Consider the following 16515-nt stretch of genomic DNA (forward strand, 5'->3'; position numbering starts at 1 on the left):
CAGCGAGTTTTTGCTATTTCCTTAAAAAGATACAGGACCGAAGCACATGCGTCGATCATTCCTTTCCCTTTGCCTGACTCCGCTGATGCTGTTGAGCCTGGCGCTGAGTGTCCCCTTGCCGGCCCAACAGGCGCCGGAAACCGCGCCGCCGGAGAATGCGCCAGCCGGGGCGCGCCTGGCCTACTGGTTCAATCAGGCGGCACAGGCCTTCGAGAGCGACAGCGTCGACGACTGGGTCGAAGCCACCGAGCAGCTGCATGAGATCCGACCCTACAACCAGGACTTCATGACCCATCTGGTGCTTGGTTATGCCCGCCAGGGCGATCTCAGTAACGCCTTCAACATGATGCTGCACATGCAGCAACAGGGGCTGGCCGAAGACTGGAGTCGATTCGAAGAACTCGAACCGCTGCGCGAGCATCGGCTCTACGAGCACCTGGTCGGACTCATGGAAGAGGCCGGACAGCCGTTCGGGCGCTTCGAGGAATACGGCCAAGTGCCGGCAGACTTCGCCATGCCCGAGGGCATGGCCCGCGATCCCGAAAGCAACCGGGTATTTATCGGCAGCGTCCGCGACGGGCGGATTCTCAGCAGCGACGATGGCGAGGACTGGACGGTTTTTGCCTCACCGGACACGGTCGAAGGGCTGGCCAGCGTGTTCGACCTGGCCGTCGACAGCGAGCGCGGCCACCTGTGGGTGGCTACCGGTCCGGCGCCGCAGTTTCGGGACTTCGATCCCGACGATGCGGCCCCCACCGCCTTGATCAAGCTGGACCTGGCCTCGGGCGAACGGCTGGGGTCGTATCTGACCGCCAGCGGCAGCGACCAGCACCTTCTCGGCTCCATGGTGCTGGCCTCAGACGGCACGGTCTACGCGGCCGATACCCGCCAGCCGGTGGTGTTTCGCCTGACGCCCGAAGGCGATGTCCTGCAGCCGTTTTTCGGTAACCAGAATTTCTCCAGCCTGCGCGGGCTTGCCCTGTCGGGTGATGACGGCCTGCTCTACATGGCCGACTACGAGCAGGGCATTTTCGTGCTCGCCACCGACGGTTCCAACCAGGGCTGGAAGCTGGCCGTGCCCGAGACGCTCAACGAAGGCGGGATCGACGGATTGTACTGGTGGGAGGACCATCTCATCGCCATCCAGAACGGGATCAGTCCGCAGCGCGTTCTGCGCCTGCAGCTGGGTCCGGACGGCCTGGGGGTGGTTGCCGTTGCGCCGGTGCTGGCGGCGCTGGAGACCTTCGAGACGCCGACCTTCGGGGCTATGGACGACAGTCACCTGGTGATGTTTTCCGGCAGTCACTGGCCGCACGTGGACGGGCGGGGCAACCCGGTGGGCGATGAATTGCCCGTTGTTCGCCTGATTGAGACCGATGTCGATGCCGCCGAGGTGATGGTGGTTGGTGAGGAGGCGCTTGAGCAGCTCCAGCGCGGGCGCTGACCGGCCCCGGCGCGGTGGCCGGTCAGGCCTCCGGAATCGAGGCCGTCGCCCGCTGGCGGTGGAGGCGCTCGCGCAGCGGCCGGCCAAAGCCCAAACCGTCGAGCAGGGCGTCCAGCGCATCCTCGTTGCCGCCATCGCGCTGGATTCTGGGCGCATCGCGCAGCTGCTCCACGTCGTCGGCCAGCCGCGTTAGACGCAGCGCCAGCCGGGCCTCGGCTTCGTGGGCTTTGAGCTTCGCCGGCAGGGTGCGTGCGCCGCGCAGCTTCAAAAACGGAATCTCGTCGAGGCGCTCGAACAACTGATCGAGGGTGCCGAAATGGGCCAGCAGGGCGCCGGCGGTTTTGGGGCCGATGCCCGGTACGCCGGGGATATTATCGACGGGGTCGCCGGTCAGGGCCAGGAAGTCGGCGATCTGGTCGGGGCGCACGCCGAAATGAGCGAGCACGCCAGCCTGGTCAAGTCGCCGACGGCGGGCAAAATCCCACCAGCTGTCACGCTCGCCGATCAGCTGGGCCAGGTCCTTGTCGCCGCTGACCACGCAAAACGTTCGCTGCTGGGTCCGACAATGCCCGGCCAGGCAGGCAATCAGATCATCGGCTTCGAAGCGATCGTCGGCATAGACCGGCAGGCCGGCGTGACGCGCCAGGTCCTTGCACCAGGCGAACTGCTGCCGCAGGGCTTCCGGGGCCGGTTCCCGGTTGGCCTTGTAGGCCGGGTAAATCTCATTGCGAAAGGAGCTGGTCAGGGACTCGTCGAAAGCCACCGCGATATGGGTGCCGCGGGTCTGCTCCAGGAGTTCGCACAGAAAGCGGGCAAAGCCATAGACCGCGTTGGTCGGCCGGCCGGCCGAGTCGGCAAACTGATCGGGCATGGAAAACCAGGCCCGGAAAATGTAGACGCTGGCATCGACCAGGTAGACCGGGCGGCTTTCCGGCACCGGGTTCACTGGATCGGATCCAGGTTGTTCCTGCCTTCGGCCAGGCTGCGGGCCAGGCGTCGACGCAGCACGCTGTGGCGCGGAAAGTGGGCGAGCAGGAATTCCATCTGGTCGGCCAGGATCCGGCGTCCCTGGAGGTAGACGTACTCGGCGTGGGTCGGCGCAAACGGAATCGCCAGCAGCTGCATCCCGGCCTCTTCGGGTGTACGTGATCCCTTGTGGTTGTTGCATCGCTTGCAGGCGGTCACGACGTTGCTCCAGGTGTCGACGCCATCCTGGGCCAGCGGCTTGACGTGATCGCGCGAGAGTTCACTGTGATGGAACTGGTTGCCGCAGTACAAACAGATGTTTTCGTCGCGGCGAAACAGCGCCCTGTTCGACAGCGGCGGGGTGTAGCGGCCGTAAAAGCGGTGGGCGTCGGGATGGCTGCCCTGGGTGGCGACGATGGCGTTGACGGGAATGACCGTCCGCTGCCCGGTCAGGGCGTTGACGCCGCCGTGGAGATGGTAGAGCACCCGCCCCAGCGCGTAGCTGACCTGCCCGAGAACGATCAGGCGAACGGCATCCTGGTAGCCGATCCATTCAATCGGCATGCCGGTGACGTCGGTGCGCAGGACCTGCTGGTCAAGATGCAACATCTTGTGTTCTGCCTGTAGTCAGTCCCCAAGATATGGCGATTCTACCCACAACTGCCGCGGGGGGCCAGTGCCGTCAACGGGCGGTCGTGAACCAACTCGAGGTCCGGGCAGTCGAAGCGCCTGAATTTTCACCGAGAGAGTGTCGATGAGCAAGCTACTCCCATTGCTGACCATGCTTGTGATGCTGGGTGCAGGCCCGGTAGATGCCGTTCTTCCGGCCGAAGTCGATGGTCGGCCGTTACCCTCGCTGGCGCCCATTCTCGAACAGGTCACGCCGGCCGTGGTCAACGTGCATACCCGCACCCGCGTGCAGGTTCGGTCCAGCCCGTTCTTCGATGATCCTTTTTTTCGGCATTTCTTCAACGTTCCCAGTGTCCCGCGCGAACGCGTTCAGCAATCGTTGGGTTCGGGCGTGATCGTGGACGCCGAGGCGGGACATGTACTGACCAACAATCACGTCATTGACGGCGCCGACGATATTGCTGTCACCCTGGAAGACGGGCGCGAATACGCTGCCGAACTGGTTGGGGCCGACCGCGAAACCGATCTTGCAGTCATCCGCATCCAGGCCGAAGACGTGAGCGCCCTGCCGCTGTTTTCGGCCGACAGCCTGCGGGTGGGTGATTTCGTGGTTGCCGTGGGCAATCCCTTCGGTCTGGGCCAGACCGTGACCTCCGGCATCGTCTCGGCGCTGGGCCGATCCGGCCTGCGCGGGCTGGAGTACCAGAACTTCATCCAGACCGATGCCTCGATCAACCCGGGTAACTCCGGGGGCGCCCTGATCGATTTGCGCGGCCGGCTGATCGGCATCAACACCGCCATTTTCACGCCTTCGGGCGGTAACGTAGGCATCGGATTTGCCATTCCGGCCAGTACCGCCGAATACGTGATGGACCAGCTGGTGCGCTATGGCGAAGTACGACGCGGATCGCTGGGCGTGGAGGTACAGGATCTCGACGCCCGGCTGCGCGAAGCGCTGGATGTCTCGGTCCAGGCAGGCGCGGTAATCACCCGACTGATGCCGGATTCCCCGGCTGACCAGGCGGGACTGCGGGCCGGGGACGTGATCGTCGCGATCGACGAGCGCCCGGTTCGCGATGTCCAGAGCCTGCGCAACATCGAGGGCCTGCTGGCGATCGGCAGCGAAGTTTCGGTACGCCACGTGCGCGAGGACCGCGAACGTACCGTGCGCCTGGTGCTCGAAGAGAACCTGGATGCGCGCATTTCCGGTCGCCGTCTGGACGAGCGGCTGGACGGGGCCACGCTGGTCCAGGCGCCCCAGCGCAGCCGGAGCGGCGGGGTGCTGATCGAGGATGTGCGTCGCAATAGCCCGACCTGGCGCGCCGGTCTGCGGCCCGGTGACCTCATCATCACGCTCAACCAGCAGCCGCTGGCCGATCTGGCCCAGATGCGGGAAAAGTTTCCGCTGGATTCCGATGCGCCGCTGATGCTCGAGATCCTGCGCCGCGGCGTCGGCTACCGCGTCATCCTGGAACCGTGAGCCGGACTTTCCGGAATGGATCAGACCTGGTAGCGGTTGGACAGGGCTTCCTGGGCAGTGCGCACGATGCCGAAGGCTGACCGCAGGTAACGCCGGTGCAGGCCGGACAATTCGTCCGGGTCGACCAGGTGGTTGGGCTTTTCGCCACGCTCGTAGAGCGCCACCTGGTGGCGCAGGCGCACGTTCCCGATGAAGCGCAGGGCGTGGATCAGGTCATCGGCATCGCCGTCGTTCATGATGCCCTGCTCGCCGGCGGCCCGGAGCCGCTCCTCGGTGTGGACCGCGGTGATAGCGCCTTCCAGCGCGCGCACGCGGGCCAGATCGACGATCGGAATCACACCCCGCTTTTTCAGGTTCAGGCCCTGGCTTTTTTCGCCGTCGTGCTCCTGGACGAACTGTCGGAAAAGGCCGAGCGGGGGGCGATGGCCCATGGATTCGGCGGCCAGGAAGCGCCTGAAGATCTTGCTCTGGCTGGCCTGTTCCAGGACTTCGGCGTGCAGGCGACGGGCCATGGCGAGGTCGCCGGCGACACCGCGCATGTCGAAAAAAATGCTGGACTGCATCACCGACTTTGGCTTCGGTTCCACGATCCAGCCGGCAAAGGTCTTGCGCCAGGCCGCGTATCCCATGCGCCATTCGCCCTTGGCCATGACACCGCCTGGACAGTAAACATAGCCGCAGTCGTTGAGGCCGTCACAGACGAAGTCGGCCAGCTTTCGGAAGTACTCGGCCGCCTCGCCTTCGGGGGCGTGGGCCAGTAAAAGACCATTGTCCTGATCGCTGACCAGGCCCTGCTCGAGACGGGCCTGCGAGCCGAAGGCCATCCAGGTCCAGGCCATGGGGGCTTCTCCCAACTGGTCCAGGGCCAGGGCCAGCAGCCGGCGCGTGCAGGCATCGGTGATCATGCTGGCCACCCGGCCGACTTCGCTGACCTGGCTGCCCTGCCGAGCCATTGCAGCGAGCATGCCGGGTCCCTGACGGGCTACTTCCGCCACCGCCGCTGCATTTTCCGCGCGCTGGATGTCGCGAACCAGTCGCAGGGGGTGCGGTGACTGCTGCCGCAGGAGGTCGCCGGAACTGATGACGCTGGCCAGTTGCCCGTCTTCGGTCGTCACTGGCAGATGGTGAATGCCCAGGCGCATCATCTCGACCAGCGCATCCTCGATGCGGTGATGGGTAGAGACGGTGACGGGGTCCCGGGTCATGACCTCGGCGATTGGCAGCTTGGGATCCATGCCCTGGCCCAGCACCCGATTGCGCAGGTCGCGGTCGGTGACGATGCCCACCAGCGCGCCGTCGCGGACCAGCGGTACCGAGCTGACCTGGTGGCGGCTCATCAGCGCAGCTGTCTCGCCGATCGAGCGTTCTGGATCACCGGTGATCGGTGCTCGCAGCGGCAAGTCTCCGAGTCTTGCCGGGCGATGCCCGCTGGCTTCGCGCAGGCGGGCGCCGGGCCCATCGCTGAAAAACCTGGCGAAGTCGGGGTTACGTTGCCCCAGTGTTTCTAGATCCGGTGCCGGCAGGTGGAGCAGAGACAGCTCTTCGATGGCTTCGACCTCGTAGTCGCAGGCTTCGCCGTTGAAGCGCACGGCGTGGCCGAACAACTCGCCTTCGCCCCGCTGCTCCAGGGGACGACCATCGGCTGCCTTGAGGACGACCGCGCCTGCGGCGATGACGTAGATGCCGTGCTCCCCGGGTTGCTCGAACTGTCCGACCGAGTCGCCAGCGCTGAACTCGAGGGTCTGGCACGCGCTGATCAATGGCTCGATTTCTTCTCTGGGCAACTCCGAAAATGGCGCGACTTCGGCCAGAAACGCGCAGGACGCGGCAGGCTGCATGCGGATGTCTCCTTAGATTATCAATAGATCCGGGAATCAGTAGTTGACCCGGGCATAGTAGGTCTTCTGGGCTGCCTCGCGCGCCTGCCTCAGGGTATGAATCCCCTTTTCGGCCAGCAGGGGGATGAGCTGAACGAGGATTTCGGCGGTCACCATGGCGTCGCCGATGGCGGTATGGCGACCGATAATGGTCAGTCCAAAACGCTCGGCGATGGCTTCAAGGCGGTGCGAGTCCTGATTTTCATGGACCAGCGCCGACAACAGCAAGGTATCCAGCACCGGGTGATCGAAGCGCACGCCGGTGCGCTTTTCCTTGAGCTGCAGGCAGCGCATGTCGAAGGCCGCGTTGTGGGCAACCAGAACAGTATCCTGGCAGAAGCCGTGAAAGGCTGGCAAAACCTCGTCGATGGTCGGCTGGTCCTTGACCATGTCCGGAGTGATACCGTGAATCGGAATACTGGCTGGCGGAATGATCCGTTTCGGGTCGACCAGCTGGTCAAAGAACTCATGCGTGAGCACCTTGCCGTTGACGATGCGGACCGCGCCAATCTGAATGATTTCGTCACCCTCCGCCGGATTCAGCCCTGTGGTCTCGGTATCAAAGACGGTATAGGCCAGCTCGACCAGGGGGCTGTCATCGAGGCCGCGGGTTCTTTCCGTGGCCTGGAACAGGTCAAAATCGTAATATTCCGGACGGCTTTCATAGCGCATGAAGGTGGCGGCCGGCAGTTCTTCCTGGGGCGTGGCCAGGGGCAACAGCAGGCGAAAGAAGCAGCGATGGCGCGCGTCGTTGATTTCCTGCTCGATCCAGCATTCGCCGCCGTGACGTTCGAGGACATCGCGCACCGTCAAGGAGAGAGTTTCGGAGCCGACCTGAATCGGCTCCTGGTCCCAGCCGAGCTCGGCTTTGTCGCTTGCCCCGTCGCAGGGCATCCAGATCAGGTCCAGCACGCCCTGGCCGGATTGCTCGCCCGCTCGCAGGGTGAGCTTGCGTACCCTGCAGCGCTCGTGCAGGCGGCCCGCGAGATGGAGCACGGCTTGCAGCAGGGTGAAGCTCTCGACTTTCAGCCAGACGGCCTGGTTGCCTGGTTCGACATCGACCTGCAGGTCCAGCTCCGATTCCAGACGTCGCATGCCGGCTTCGACCAGATCTTCTCCCAGCATATCTTCCAGCGGCCAGCGTGAGCGAAGAGCAGCGCTTGACGGCGGCTGCAGCTCATCGATCCGGCGACTCAGGCCGTGGACTTCCTCGCGGATTACGTCGAGCAGCCGTTCGCGCATTTGTTCGCTGATGGCGGGATCTTCCAGCACCTCGGCGGCTGCGCGGGCATTGGCCAGCCGCGACCGGGTTCCCTCGGTCAGGCTGGTAAGAATGCGGTCCTTTTCGGCATCGGCCTGCATTTCGTCGGTGATGTTTTCGATCAGCAGCACGAAACCGGTCATGCTGTCGGTCGCCCTGGCTTCCTTGCCGCTGGTCTCGACGTCGCGCACCGGGGTCATCTGCACTCGGAGCAGTTTGCCGGAGGGTGTGGTGGTGACGAACTGGGCCGACGGGGCACCGGCGCCGCGTCGCAGTCGGCGCTGCACGTTTTCGAGCGCGTGGTTGACGAGCTTGCGGTCCAGCACGGTATAGATCGACCGACCCAGGCCCATCAATTCGGCACCGCCGGCTGGCGTCGGCAGCCGCGAAAGGCGACGGAACTGCAGTCGCGCGCGATTGTTGTAAAGCAGTATGCGGCCGTCGAGATTGCAGACCACCACGCTCTTGGTCAGCTCCGACATCAGTGCTGCTAGCCGATTTTTTTCCAGTTCGGTCTGGCGGCTGGCGGCCTGTACGCGCTGGTCCATGTCCTCTCTGAGCGCCTCGCGCTGGGCGACCAGCTGTCCAATCACCTCGGCCAGGCGACGGTTTTCCGCGCTGCCGCGGGGTGTCGGGAGACGCTGGACATCGGTTTCGAGCAATAACCGGGCCTCCTCGGCCAGCTTGGCCGGTGCTCGCAGATAGTGGTCGATCAGGTGGCGCAGGGCGGCCGCGGTCGGAACCAGAGAGCCGGCCCACAAAAACAGCAGTAGCCCACCCTTGCCGCCAAGTGCTTCCAGCACGGTTTGCCAGTCGGCGGGATCCAGTACCGCCCATAGCAGGATCCCGGCCACGACCAGCCAAAGCAGGCAGGCCAGGCCGACGACGGCAACGCCGACGGCCAGACGCCAGTCAAATCGCCTCATCGCGCTTCCTTGAGCAGAATTTGCACCTGACGGACCAGGTCATCGGTAGAGAACGGCTTGACGATGTAGGCGTCGGCGCCCAGTGCCTTGCCCTTGGCGATATCGGTCTCGCGCGCCTTCGCGCTCAGCATCACGATGCGGATATGGCGCAGTGATGGATCTGCGCGAACCTGCTGGCAGATCTCGAAACCGGACTCGCCGGGCATCATCACGTCGAGCACCACCAGATCTGGACGTTGCTGCCGGATCATCTTCATTGCCTCAGTGCCATCGCGCGCCATGCTGACGTCGAAGCCCTGGCGCTGCATCAGGTATTCCAGCGAAATGAGCAGATTGGCTTCGTTGTCGGCGATCAGAACCTTGCTGGCCATGGCGTCGGCCTCCTCTTGGATCAAGGTAGCAAGCGGGAGGCGTGTTTACGCTTCGACTTTGGTTGTAGAACGGTCATGGCTGTCTGTTGCAGGCAATGGCCAGGGCCGGGTCATCGGGCGCCAGTTGGCGCCAGTCCGCACCCGGTAGATCGCCGGCCGGGTCCAGCTCGACGCCGCCATGCAAATCCGCCCGCCGGCCTTCGGTACAGTCGAAAACGACCGGAATCCGGCGCGCCGGCATCCAGCGTCCCAGAAGCAGCACGCTGGTCATGACCCGTCCGGGCTGGTCCGCATGAGTACGATTGCGCCGGGTGTCCAGGGCCACGATCCGCAGGCTCAAGGGGCGAACGTAGGTCCAGGGTCGGTACCAGGTCGATTCCCGGCTGATCGAGACCACTTCGACCCCTTCCGGCAGTGAGTCCACCGTGCGCGGCAACCAGCTGTATTCCATCGAAATCATGAACACGATCATGCCGACGCCGGCCGCTGCCGGGGCCAGCCAGGAGGGCAGACGGCGACCGGTGGCGGCATTGATCGCCATGACCACCCCGGCCAAGGCCAGTCCCAGAACGATGGCCGCCAGGAATTCAAGCAGCATGAATGAAGGCTCCGAAGAATGGGTGCGGAAATAAACCTGCCCGGCAGCGAGGCCGGGCAGCGATCTTGACCAGGCCGCCGGGGTTGGACCCGGCGACGGCATGTGCGGCGCTTAGTGGTCGACAGCGGCGCCGGCACCGCGCGGAACGCGGATGCTCTCGACCAGTTCCTGGATATGCTCGGGTGGTTCGGCTGTGACCTTCATCACAAGGTAGGCTACCAGGAAGTTGATCATCGCGCCGATGGCACCGAAAGACAGCGGCGAGATGCCGAGCAGCCAGTTGTCGGGCGTATTGGCGAGCATGTTGGTTTCCGGAATGAAGAACCAGCCCAGGTAGGTGAAGATGTAGAGCAGGGTGGCGATCAGCCCTGCCAGCATCCCGGCGACCGCGCCGTAGGTGTTCATTTTCTTGGAGAAGATGCCCATCATCAGGGCCGGGAACAGCGTCGCGGCCGCCAGTCCGAAGGCCAGTGCCACCACCTGTGCGGCGAAGCCCGGTGGATTGAGCCCGAGGTAGGTCGCCAGCGCGATCGCGAATGCCATCGATACGCGCGCGGCGAGCAGTTCCTGTTTGTCGGTGATGTTGGGCGTGAGCACTGATTTGAGCATGTCGTGACTGATGGCCGAGGAAATCGCCAGAAGCAGCCCGGCCGCGGTCGACAGCGCTGCGGCCAGGCCGCCGGCGGCGATCAGGGCCAGTACCCAGGGCGGTAGCTGGGCGATTTCCGGATTGGCCAGAACCAGAATGTCGCGGTTGAAGGTCACCATTTCGTTCCCTTCCCAGCCTCGCTCGGCCGCAACCGAGGCAAACTCCTCGGAGTTGTCGTTGTAGTACTGGATGCGACCGTCGTCGTTTTTGTCCTCGAAGGCCAGCAGTCCCGTCTGTTCCCAGCTCTCCATCCAGTCCGGACGCTCGTCGTAGCGGATCGGCTCGGCTGACGTGCCGTCGGGGAAGATTGTGGTGATGATGTTCAGTCTGGCCATGGCGCCGACGGCCGGTGCGGTCAGGTAGAGCAGGGCAATGAACACCAGCGCCCAGCCGGCCGATTTGCGGGCATCGGCGACTTTCGGCACGGTGAAAAACCGGATGATGACGTGCGGCAGTCCGGCGGTGCCGATCATCAGCGACAGGGTAAACAGGACCATATTGACGGTGGAGCCATGATGACCGGTGTAGTCCTGAAAGCCCAGCTCGATCAGAACCTCATTGAGCTTGGTCAGCAGGGGCATGCCGGACTCGGCGTGGGTCGAAAACAGTCCCAGCCCCGGAATCGGGTTATTGGTCAGCTGCAGGGAAATGAACACCGCGGGGATGGTGTAGGCGGTGATCAGCACGCAGTACTGCGCCAGCTGGGTGTAGGTGATCCCCTTCATGCCGCCGAGGACGGCATAGATGAAGACCACGGCCGCAGCGATGAACAGCCCGGTCTCGTTTTGCACTTCCAGAAAGCGCGAGAAGGCCACCCCGGCGCCGGTCATCTGGCCGATCACGTAGGTGATGGAACACACCAGCAGGCAGACCACGGCGACGACGCGCGCACTCTGGCTGTAAAAACGGTCGCCGATGAATTCCGGAACCGTGAAGCGGCCGAACTTCCTCAGGTATGGCGCCAGCAGCAGCGCCAACAGCACGTAGCCGCCGGTCCACCCCATCAGGAAGGTCGAATTGCCGTAGCCGACGAAGGCGATCAGGCCTGCCATGGAAATGAACGAGGCCGCCGACATCCAGTCGGCGGCAGTCGCCGCGCCGTTGACGATCGGATTGACGCCGCGACTGGCAGCGTAGAAGTCGGACGTCGTCCCGGCGCGCGCCCAGATGGCGATGCCGATGTAGAGGGCGAACGAGGCGCCGACGACGAGGAGATTGAGTGTGAACTGGCTCATGGTGATCTTGCTCCCTTTACTGTTCGTCGACGCCGAATTCGCGGTCGACCCGGTTCATGTACCAGGTGTAGTAGAAGATCAGCGCGATGAAGGTCAGGATCGAGCCCTGCTGGGCGAACCAGAATCCCAGATCGGTGCCCCCGATGGTGATTGGCAGCATCTGCAAAAGCGGCCGCAGCAGGATGGCGAACCCGAAGGACACCAGGGCCCAGATGGCCAGGCAGATCTTGATGATGCGGATATTGGCCGTCCAGTAGGCGGCAGCGGACTTGTCGTCAGACATGATGATTGGATTCCCTCGGCAGAAGTGTGCTTGTTCTTTCTTGAAGTGTAGGCAGCCTGTTTGAGAAAACCCATACGACCAAAGTAGGTTCCGCCTGTGAGGCGCTGCTATGATGCGTGCGGTTTCTGATGGACGCATTCACAAAACGATGGGCGCCTGATGTTTTCCCCGACGGTTCTGGTGCTGGTTTCCCTGGCCTACGTGGGCGTGTTGTTCCTGATCGCCTGGTGGGGCGATCGGGTTGCGTTCAGGCGTGGTCGCCTGCCGGGCCAGCCTGTCATCTACAGCCTGTCGCTGGCGGTGTACTGCACGTCCTGGACCTTCTACGGCGCGGTCGGACAGGCGGCCACGACCGGCTGGGATTTTCTGCCCGTTTACCTGGGGCCAATCCTGATGTTCGCGGTCTTCGGCGGTTTTTTGCAGCGCATGGTGCGCGTCGCCAAGGAGCAACAGGTTACCTCGATCTCCGACTTTCTGGCCTCGCGCTTCGGTAAGACCCGTCGCCTGGCGGTCCTGGTGACCGTGGTCGCCGCATTGGGCGTTCTGCCCTATATCGCTCTTCAGCTCAAGGCCATCGCCATGGGCTTCGATCTGTTGACTTCGGATCTGGCGCAGCCCCTGACAATGCTGGACAGTCCGGGCCCGATCCAGCGCGATACCGCCCTGGGCGTTGCACTGCTGCTGGGTGTATTCGCGATGCTGTTCGGAACACGCCAGCTTGACGCCACGGAGCATCACCCCGGCCTGATGCTGGCGATCGCCTTCGAGTCCATGGTCAAGCTGCTGGCCTTCCTCGCGGTCGGAATTTTCGTGACCTGGTTTCTGTTCGACGGACCTGAATCGCTGGCGCCCATGGCCGTGGACGATGCTCTGGTGGCCGCGGTATTTGCACCGGAGAACGTGCGGCTGACTTTCGTCACTATCCTGCTGCTGTCCACGCTCGCCGTATTCTGTCTGCCGCGCCAGTTTCACGTTGCGGTGGTCGAAAGCACGAGCGCGCGGGACGTGCGCTGGGCGCGGCTACTTTTCCCCCTGTATCTGGTCCTGATCAGTCTGTTCATCGCACCGGTCGCGGTCGCCGGGTTGCTGATTTTCGGCGACAGCATGGCTCCGGATGCCTTCGTTCTGACGCTGCCGCTTCAGGCCGGACAGGAATGGCTGGCGCTGCTGGCCCTGCTCGGCGGATTTTCTGCTGCAACCGGCATGGTCATCGTGGCCGCTGTTGCCCTTTCGATGATGGTGTCGAACGACATCGTCATGCCGCTGCTGCTCAGGGCCAGGCCGGTTTCTGGCGGCGCCGGTGCAGATCTTGGGCGCTTGCTGCTGGTGGTGCGACGCGTGGTCATCGTGGGGCTTTTGCTGCTGGCCTGGCTGTACTACCGGCTGTTCGGGTATTCCGAGAGCCTGGCCGGCATCGGACTGCTTTCCTTCGCCGCGGTCGCCCAGTTCGCGCCGCTGGTGATTGCGGCCATCTTCAGCCGGAAGGCCAATCGCCAGGGAGCCTTGCTCGGGCTCTCGCTTGGATTCGGTACCTGGTTGTACTGCCTGCTGCTGCCGGTTGTTGCGCGCGGCATCGGTATCGGGCAGGTCTGGCTGGACCAAGGGCCCTGGGGATGGGCCTGGCTGCGTCCCGAAGCGCTGTTCGGGTTTGAGGCCGGTGATGCTCTAAGCCACGGCGTATGGTGGTCGCTGTTGCTGAACGTCCTCGGCCTGCTGGTCGGTTCCTGGTTCGGTTCACCGCGGCCTATCGACCGGATCCAGGCCAATGCCTTCAGCGGGGCGGCCAGTGACCCGGGGACGGATTCGCTACCGCGGGCCGGCATCGCCACGGTCGGTGACCTGGTCCAGCTGACCCGGCGATTCCTCGGCGAGCGCCGCGCCCGGCTGGCTTTTGACGAGTTTGCGCGGCGCGCCGGTCGTGAGCTTGGCGATGCTCAGCCGGCCGATGCCGGCCTGGTCGGCCATACCGAGCGGGTGCTGGCCGCGGTCATCGGGGCCAGTTCGGCGCGGATCGTGCTGGCCTCCGCCCTGGCCGGCAGCGGGATGCAGCTGGACCAGGTCGTCACCCTGCTCGATCAGACCTCACAGAAGCTCAAGTTTCGCCAGGAGTTATTGCAATCCGCCCTGGAGAACCTGTCGGAGGGTATCAGCGTGGTTGACGGGGAACTGCGGCTGGTGGCCTGGAATCGTGCCTATCTGGATCTGTTCGATTACCCGGACGGACTGGTCCAGATCGGTCGTCCGGTCGAGGAGCTGCTGTATTTCAATGCCCGCCGCGGCATGATGGGCGAAGGCGATGTCGAGTCGCTGGTCGAGCGACGGCTGCACTGGATGCGCCAGGGGAGTTCGCACTTCTACCAGCGACATACCGGCGACGGCCGGGTGATCGAGATTCGCGGCAACCCGATGCCCGGCGGTGGCTTCGTCACCAGCTTCAGCGATGTCACCGAGCGTCTGCAGGCCGAGGAAGCCCTGCGCCAAAGCGAGCGCAACATCCGTTTCTACACCGACAACGTTCCGGCCCTGCTGGCCTATGTCGATGCCGATCTCTCTTTCCGCTTCACCAACCGGGCCTACGAGAACCTGCTGGGCCTGAACCGTTCGGAGCTGATAGGTCGACACCTGCACGAAGTTTTCGATCAGCACGAAATGCTGCGCCGCTCACCCTATCTGGAAGGGGCGCTGGCCGGCGAGCGCCAGGACTTCGAGCTGGAAATCATCGATGCTCGCCAGCGTCGCCGCTACGTTCTTGCGACCTACATCCCGCAGTTCAACCGGCGTGGCGAAGTGCTGGGGTTTTTCTCCCTTTTGCAGGACATCACCGAGCGCCGCCAGGCCGAACTCCGGCTCCAGGAGGCCAAGGAAGAGCTTGAGCGAAGAGTTGCCAGCCGCACCCATGAGCTCACCGAACTGAACCGTGAACTGAGTCAGGAGATTCGCATCCGCTCGCGCGTTGAAGACGCCTTGCGCGAGGCCAAACGGGAAGCCGACGAGGCCAACCATTCCAAGACCCGCTTCCTGGCTGCGGCGAGCCACGACCTTTTGCAGCCGCTCAACGCGGCTCGGCTATTCATTTCAGCGCTTGGCCAGCAGCAGGGTTTTACCCCGGAACAGGCGCATCTGATCGAGCGGCTGGAAGGATCAATCGGCAGTGCCGAGGAGTTGCTCAGCGCCCTGCTCGATATCTCGCGGCTCGACGCTGGCGCCATGGCGACGGATGTGCGGGAGTTTACGATTGCCGATCTGCTTGATCCCCTGTATGCAGAATTCAGCGCACTGGCGCGCGAGCGTGGTCTTCGTTTTGATCTGGTGGCCTGTCGGGCCCGGGTCGTGTCGGACCCCAAGCTGCTGCGCCGGGTTCTGCAGAACTTCATCTCCAACGCGCTGCGCTATACCGAGCGCGGTCGCGTGCTGTTGGGCTGCAGGCGCCGGGACGGTCATTTGAGTCTGCAGGTCTGGGATACCGGCCCCGGCATACCCGCGGACCAGACCGAGTCGATCTTTCGCGAATTCCACCGCCTGGAAGCCTCGCGCCGCAGCCGTGAGCGCGGTCTGGGGCTGGGCCTGGCGATTGTCGATCGGATCGCCCGGATGCTGGACCACCCGGTCAGCTTGCATTCCCAACCGGGTCGAGGGACGGTTTTCGCGTTGACGGTACCGTTAGCGACCGGTTCGGCCGAACCGCCTGCGGCCCGTTCCGGGCGGGCGCGTCGGCAGGGGCGGGACCTGGCCGGCATGCGAGTGCTGTGCGTGGACAACGAGCCCGACATCCTGGCGGGCATGCGTTCGCTGATCGCGCCGTGGGGATGTGATGTCCGGATCGCGCGCGATGAGAACGAGGCGCTGGCGGTGATGGGAGATGACTGGCTGCCGGCTGCCATACTGGCCGACTACCACCTTGATGAGGCACGCAACGGCATCGATCTGATGAATCGGCTCCGGGCGCGCTTCACGGATCCTGTCGGCGGTATCCTGATCACCGCTGACCAGGCTGAACCGGTCCGCAACGAAGCGCGCGCAAACGGCTATCGCGTGCTGCACAAACCGCTTAAACCGGCGGCGCTGCGGGCCTTGCTGAGTCGATTGGAAAGTCTGCGCGAGCGCGATCAAGCGCCGCGAGAGGGCTGAAACGCATCGGCGGCCTGCGCGGGAGAATCGACCCCCAACTGGTTGAGCAGCAGAACCGCCTGCGTTCGGTTGCTGACCTCCAGCTTGCGAAAAATCGCGGTCATGTGGGCCTTGACCGTGGCTTCCGAGATACCAAGCTCAAAAGCGATCTGCTTGTTCAGCAGCCCGTCGGCCAGCATCATCAGCACGCGGAACTGCTGCGGGGTAAGTTCGCCCAGGCGCCCGGCCACGTCGAGTTCGTCGGCGGCGCTACCGGCCACATCGCTTTCGGGTGGATGCCAGATGTCGCCGGCCAGCACGGTCTCCAGCGCATTTCGAATCTCTTCCACCGAAGCGGATTTGTGGATGAAGGCGGCCGCGCCGTGATCCAGGGCGCGCTGGATGACCACGGCATTGTTATTGGCCGATATCAGACACACCGGCAGCTCAGGATGGTGGGCGCGAAGATACACCAGCGCCGAGAACCCCTGCACGCCGGGCATGTGCAGATCCAGCAGGACGAGGTCTGCCGAGTCATGCTCCGCGGTGACTTGCTGCAGTTCTTCCATGCTGCCGGCCTGGGCAATCACGACATCGCCCAGGGCCTGGCGCAGGGCCAGGCTCAGGGCCTCCCGGAACAGCGGATGGTCATCGGCGACGATGACCTTGCGGCGGTTCATGACGGCAG

The 16515-nt window shown here is 64.0% G+C and carries 12 protein-coding genes; 3 read left to right on the plus strand and 9 right to left on the minus strand.

The annotated features are described in order from the left end of the window. Positions 1 to 46 precede the first annotated feature (46 nt). Entirely contained in the window at positions 47 to 1444 is a 1398-nt protein-coding gene (locus G3I74_RS09525; RefSeq protein ID WP_164211360.1) for an NHL repeat-containing protein, read from the plus strand. 22 nt (positions 1445 to 1466) lie between these two features. On the opposite strand, the gene G3I74_RS09530 is transcribed toward G3I74_RS09525, so the two are convergent. After that, positions 1467 to 2390, minus strand: coding sequence for a 5'-3' exonuclease H3TH domain-containing protein (locus tag G3I74_RS09530; protein ID WP_203594655.1), 924 nt, complete (start codon positions 2388 to 2390; stop codon positions 1467 to 1469). Further along, positions 2387 to 3019 carry an HNH endonuclease gene (locus G3I74_RS09535; RefSeq protein WP_164211361.1) on the minus strand — a complete coding sequence of 211 codons (633 nt, stop codon included), beginning with the start codon at positions 3017 to 3019 and terminating at the stop codon, positions 2387 to 2389. The genes G3I74_RS09530 and G3I74_RS09535 overlap by 4 nt, the downstream gene beginning before the upstream one ends. Before the next feature lie 145 nt (positions 3020 to 3164). Here G3I74_RS09535 and G3I74_RS09540 point away from each other — a divergent pair, with 145 nt between their 5' ends. After that, positions 3165 to 4520, plus strand: coding sequence for a Do family serine endopeptidase (locus G3I74_RS09540; RefSeq protein WP_164211362.1), 1356 nt, complete (start codon positions 3165 to 3167; stop codon positions 4518 to 4520). 20 nt (positions 4521 to 4540) lie between these two features. On the opposite strand, the gene G3I74_RS09545 is transcribed toward G3I74_RS09540, so the two are convergent. From G3I74_RS09545 to G3I74_RS09570, 6 genes are all read right to left on the minus strand, one after another. Next, entirely contained in the window at positions 4541 to 6358 is a 1818-nt protein-coding gene (locus tag G3I74_RS09545) for a putative nucleotidyltransferase substrate binding domain-containing protein (protein ID WP_164211363.1), read from the minus strand. A gap of 36 nt (positions 6359 to 6394) precedes the next feature. Next, the gene (locus G3I74_RS09550) at positions 6395 to 8584 is read right to left on the minus strand and encodes a 3'-5' exonuclease (protein ID WP_164211364.1); all 2190 of its coding nucleotides are present in this window, start codon (positions 8582 to 8584) and stop codon (positions 6395 to 6397) included. Next, positions 8581 to 8955, minus strand: a complete 375-nt coding sequence (locus tag G3I74_RS09555) for a response regulator transcription factor (RefSeq protein ID WP_164211365.1) — start codon at positions 8953 to 8955, stop codon at positions 8581 to 8583. The genes G3I74_RS09550 and G3I74_RS09555 overlap by 4 nt, the downstream gene beginning before the upstream one ends. Positions 8956 to 9028: 73 nt before the next feature. Beyond that, positions 9029 to 9553, minus strand: coding sequence for a hypothetical protein (locus G3I74_RS09560; protein ID WP_164211366.1), 525 nt, complete (start codon positions 9551 to 9553; stop codon positions 9029 to 9031). 111 nt (positions 9554 to 9664) lie between these two features. After that, complete coding sequence (locus G3I74_RS09565) at positions 9665 to 11437, minus strand: sodium:solute symporter family protein (protein ID WP_164211367.1); 1773 nt, start codon at positions 11435 to 11437, stop codon at positions 9665 to 9667. Positions 11438 to 11453: 16 nt separating this feature from the next. After that, positions 11454 to 11723, minus strand: coding sequence for a DUF4212 domain-containing protein (locus G3I74_RS09570; RefSeq protein WP_420823076.1), 270 nt, complete (start codon positions 11721 to 11723; stop codon positions 11454 to 11456). A gap of 156 nt (positions 11724 to 11879) precedes the next feature. On the opposite strand from G3I74_RS09570, the gene G3I74_RS09575 reads away from it, so the two are divergent. Beyond that, complete coding sequence (locus tag G3I74_RS09575) at positions 11880 to 15848, plus strand: hybrid sensor histidine kinase/response regulator (protein WP_164211369.1); 3969 nt, start codon at positions 11880 to 11882, stop codon at positions 15846 to 15848. On the opposite strand, the gene G3I74_RS09580 is transcribed toward G3I74_RS09575, so the two are convergent. Continuing rightward, a complete protein-coding gene (locus G3I74_RS09580) occupies positions 15827 to 16507 on the minus strand; it encodes a response regulator transcription factor (RefSeq protein ID WP_164211370.1) in 681 nt (226 codons plus the stop codon). The genes G3I74_RS09575 and G3I74_RS09580 overlap by 22 nt on opposite strands. Positions 16508 to 16515: the final 8 nt, after the last annotated feature.

The organism is Wenzhouxiangella limi (assembly GCF_010499265.1).
In the GTDB taxonomy this organism is placed as follows: domain Bacteria; phylum Pseudomonadota; class Gammaproteobacteria; order Xanthomonadales; family Wenzhouxiangellaceae; genus Wenzhouxiangella; species Wenzhouxiangella limi.

Bases quoted from the DNA above. Each gene is read 5' to 3' on its own strand.
- G3I74_RS09525 (WP_164211360.1), top strand. From the start codon at position 47: ATGCGTCGATCATTCCTTTCCCTTTGCCTGACTCCGCTGATGCTGTTG.
- G3I74_RS09535 (WP_164211361.1), bottom strand. From the start codon at position 3,019: ATGTTGCATCTTGACCAGCAGGTCCTGCGCACCGACGTCACCGGCATG.
- G3I74_RS09540 (WP_164211362.1), top strand. From the start codon at position 3,165: ATGAGCAAGCTACTCCCATTGCTGACCATGCTTGTGATGCTGGGTGCA.
- G3I74_RS09545 (WP_164211363.1), bottom strand. From the start codon at position 6,358: ATGCAGCCTGCCGCGTCCTGCGCGTTTCTGGCCGAAGTCGCGCCATTT.
- G3I74_RS09550 (WP_164211364.1), bottom strand. From the start codon at position 8,584: ATGAGGCGATTTGACTGGCGTCTGGCCGTCGGCGTTGCCGTCGTCGGC.
- G3I74_RS09555 (WP_164211365.1), bottom strand. From the start codon at position 8,955: ATGGCCAGCAAGGTTCTGATCGCCGACAACGAAGCCAATCTGCTCATT.
- G3I74_RS09560 (WP_164211366.1), bottom strand. From the start codon at position 9,553: ATGCTGCTTGAATTCCTGGCGGCCATCGTTCTGGGACTGGCCTTGGCC.
- G3I74_RS09565 (WP_164211367.1), bottom strand. From the start codon at position 11,437: ATGAGCCAGTTCACACTCAATCTCCTCGTCGTCGGCGCCTCGTTCGCC.
- G3I74_RS09575 (WP_164211369.1), top strand. From the start codon at position 11,880: ATGTTTTCCCCGACGGTTCTGGTGCTGGTTTCCCTGGCCTACGTGGGC.
- G3I74_RS09580 (WP_164211370.1), bottom strand. From the start codon at position 16,507: ATGAACCGCCGCAAGGTCATCGTCGCCGATGACCATCCGCTGTTCCGG.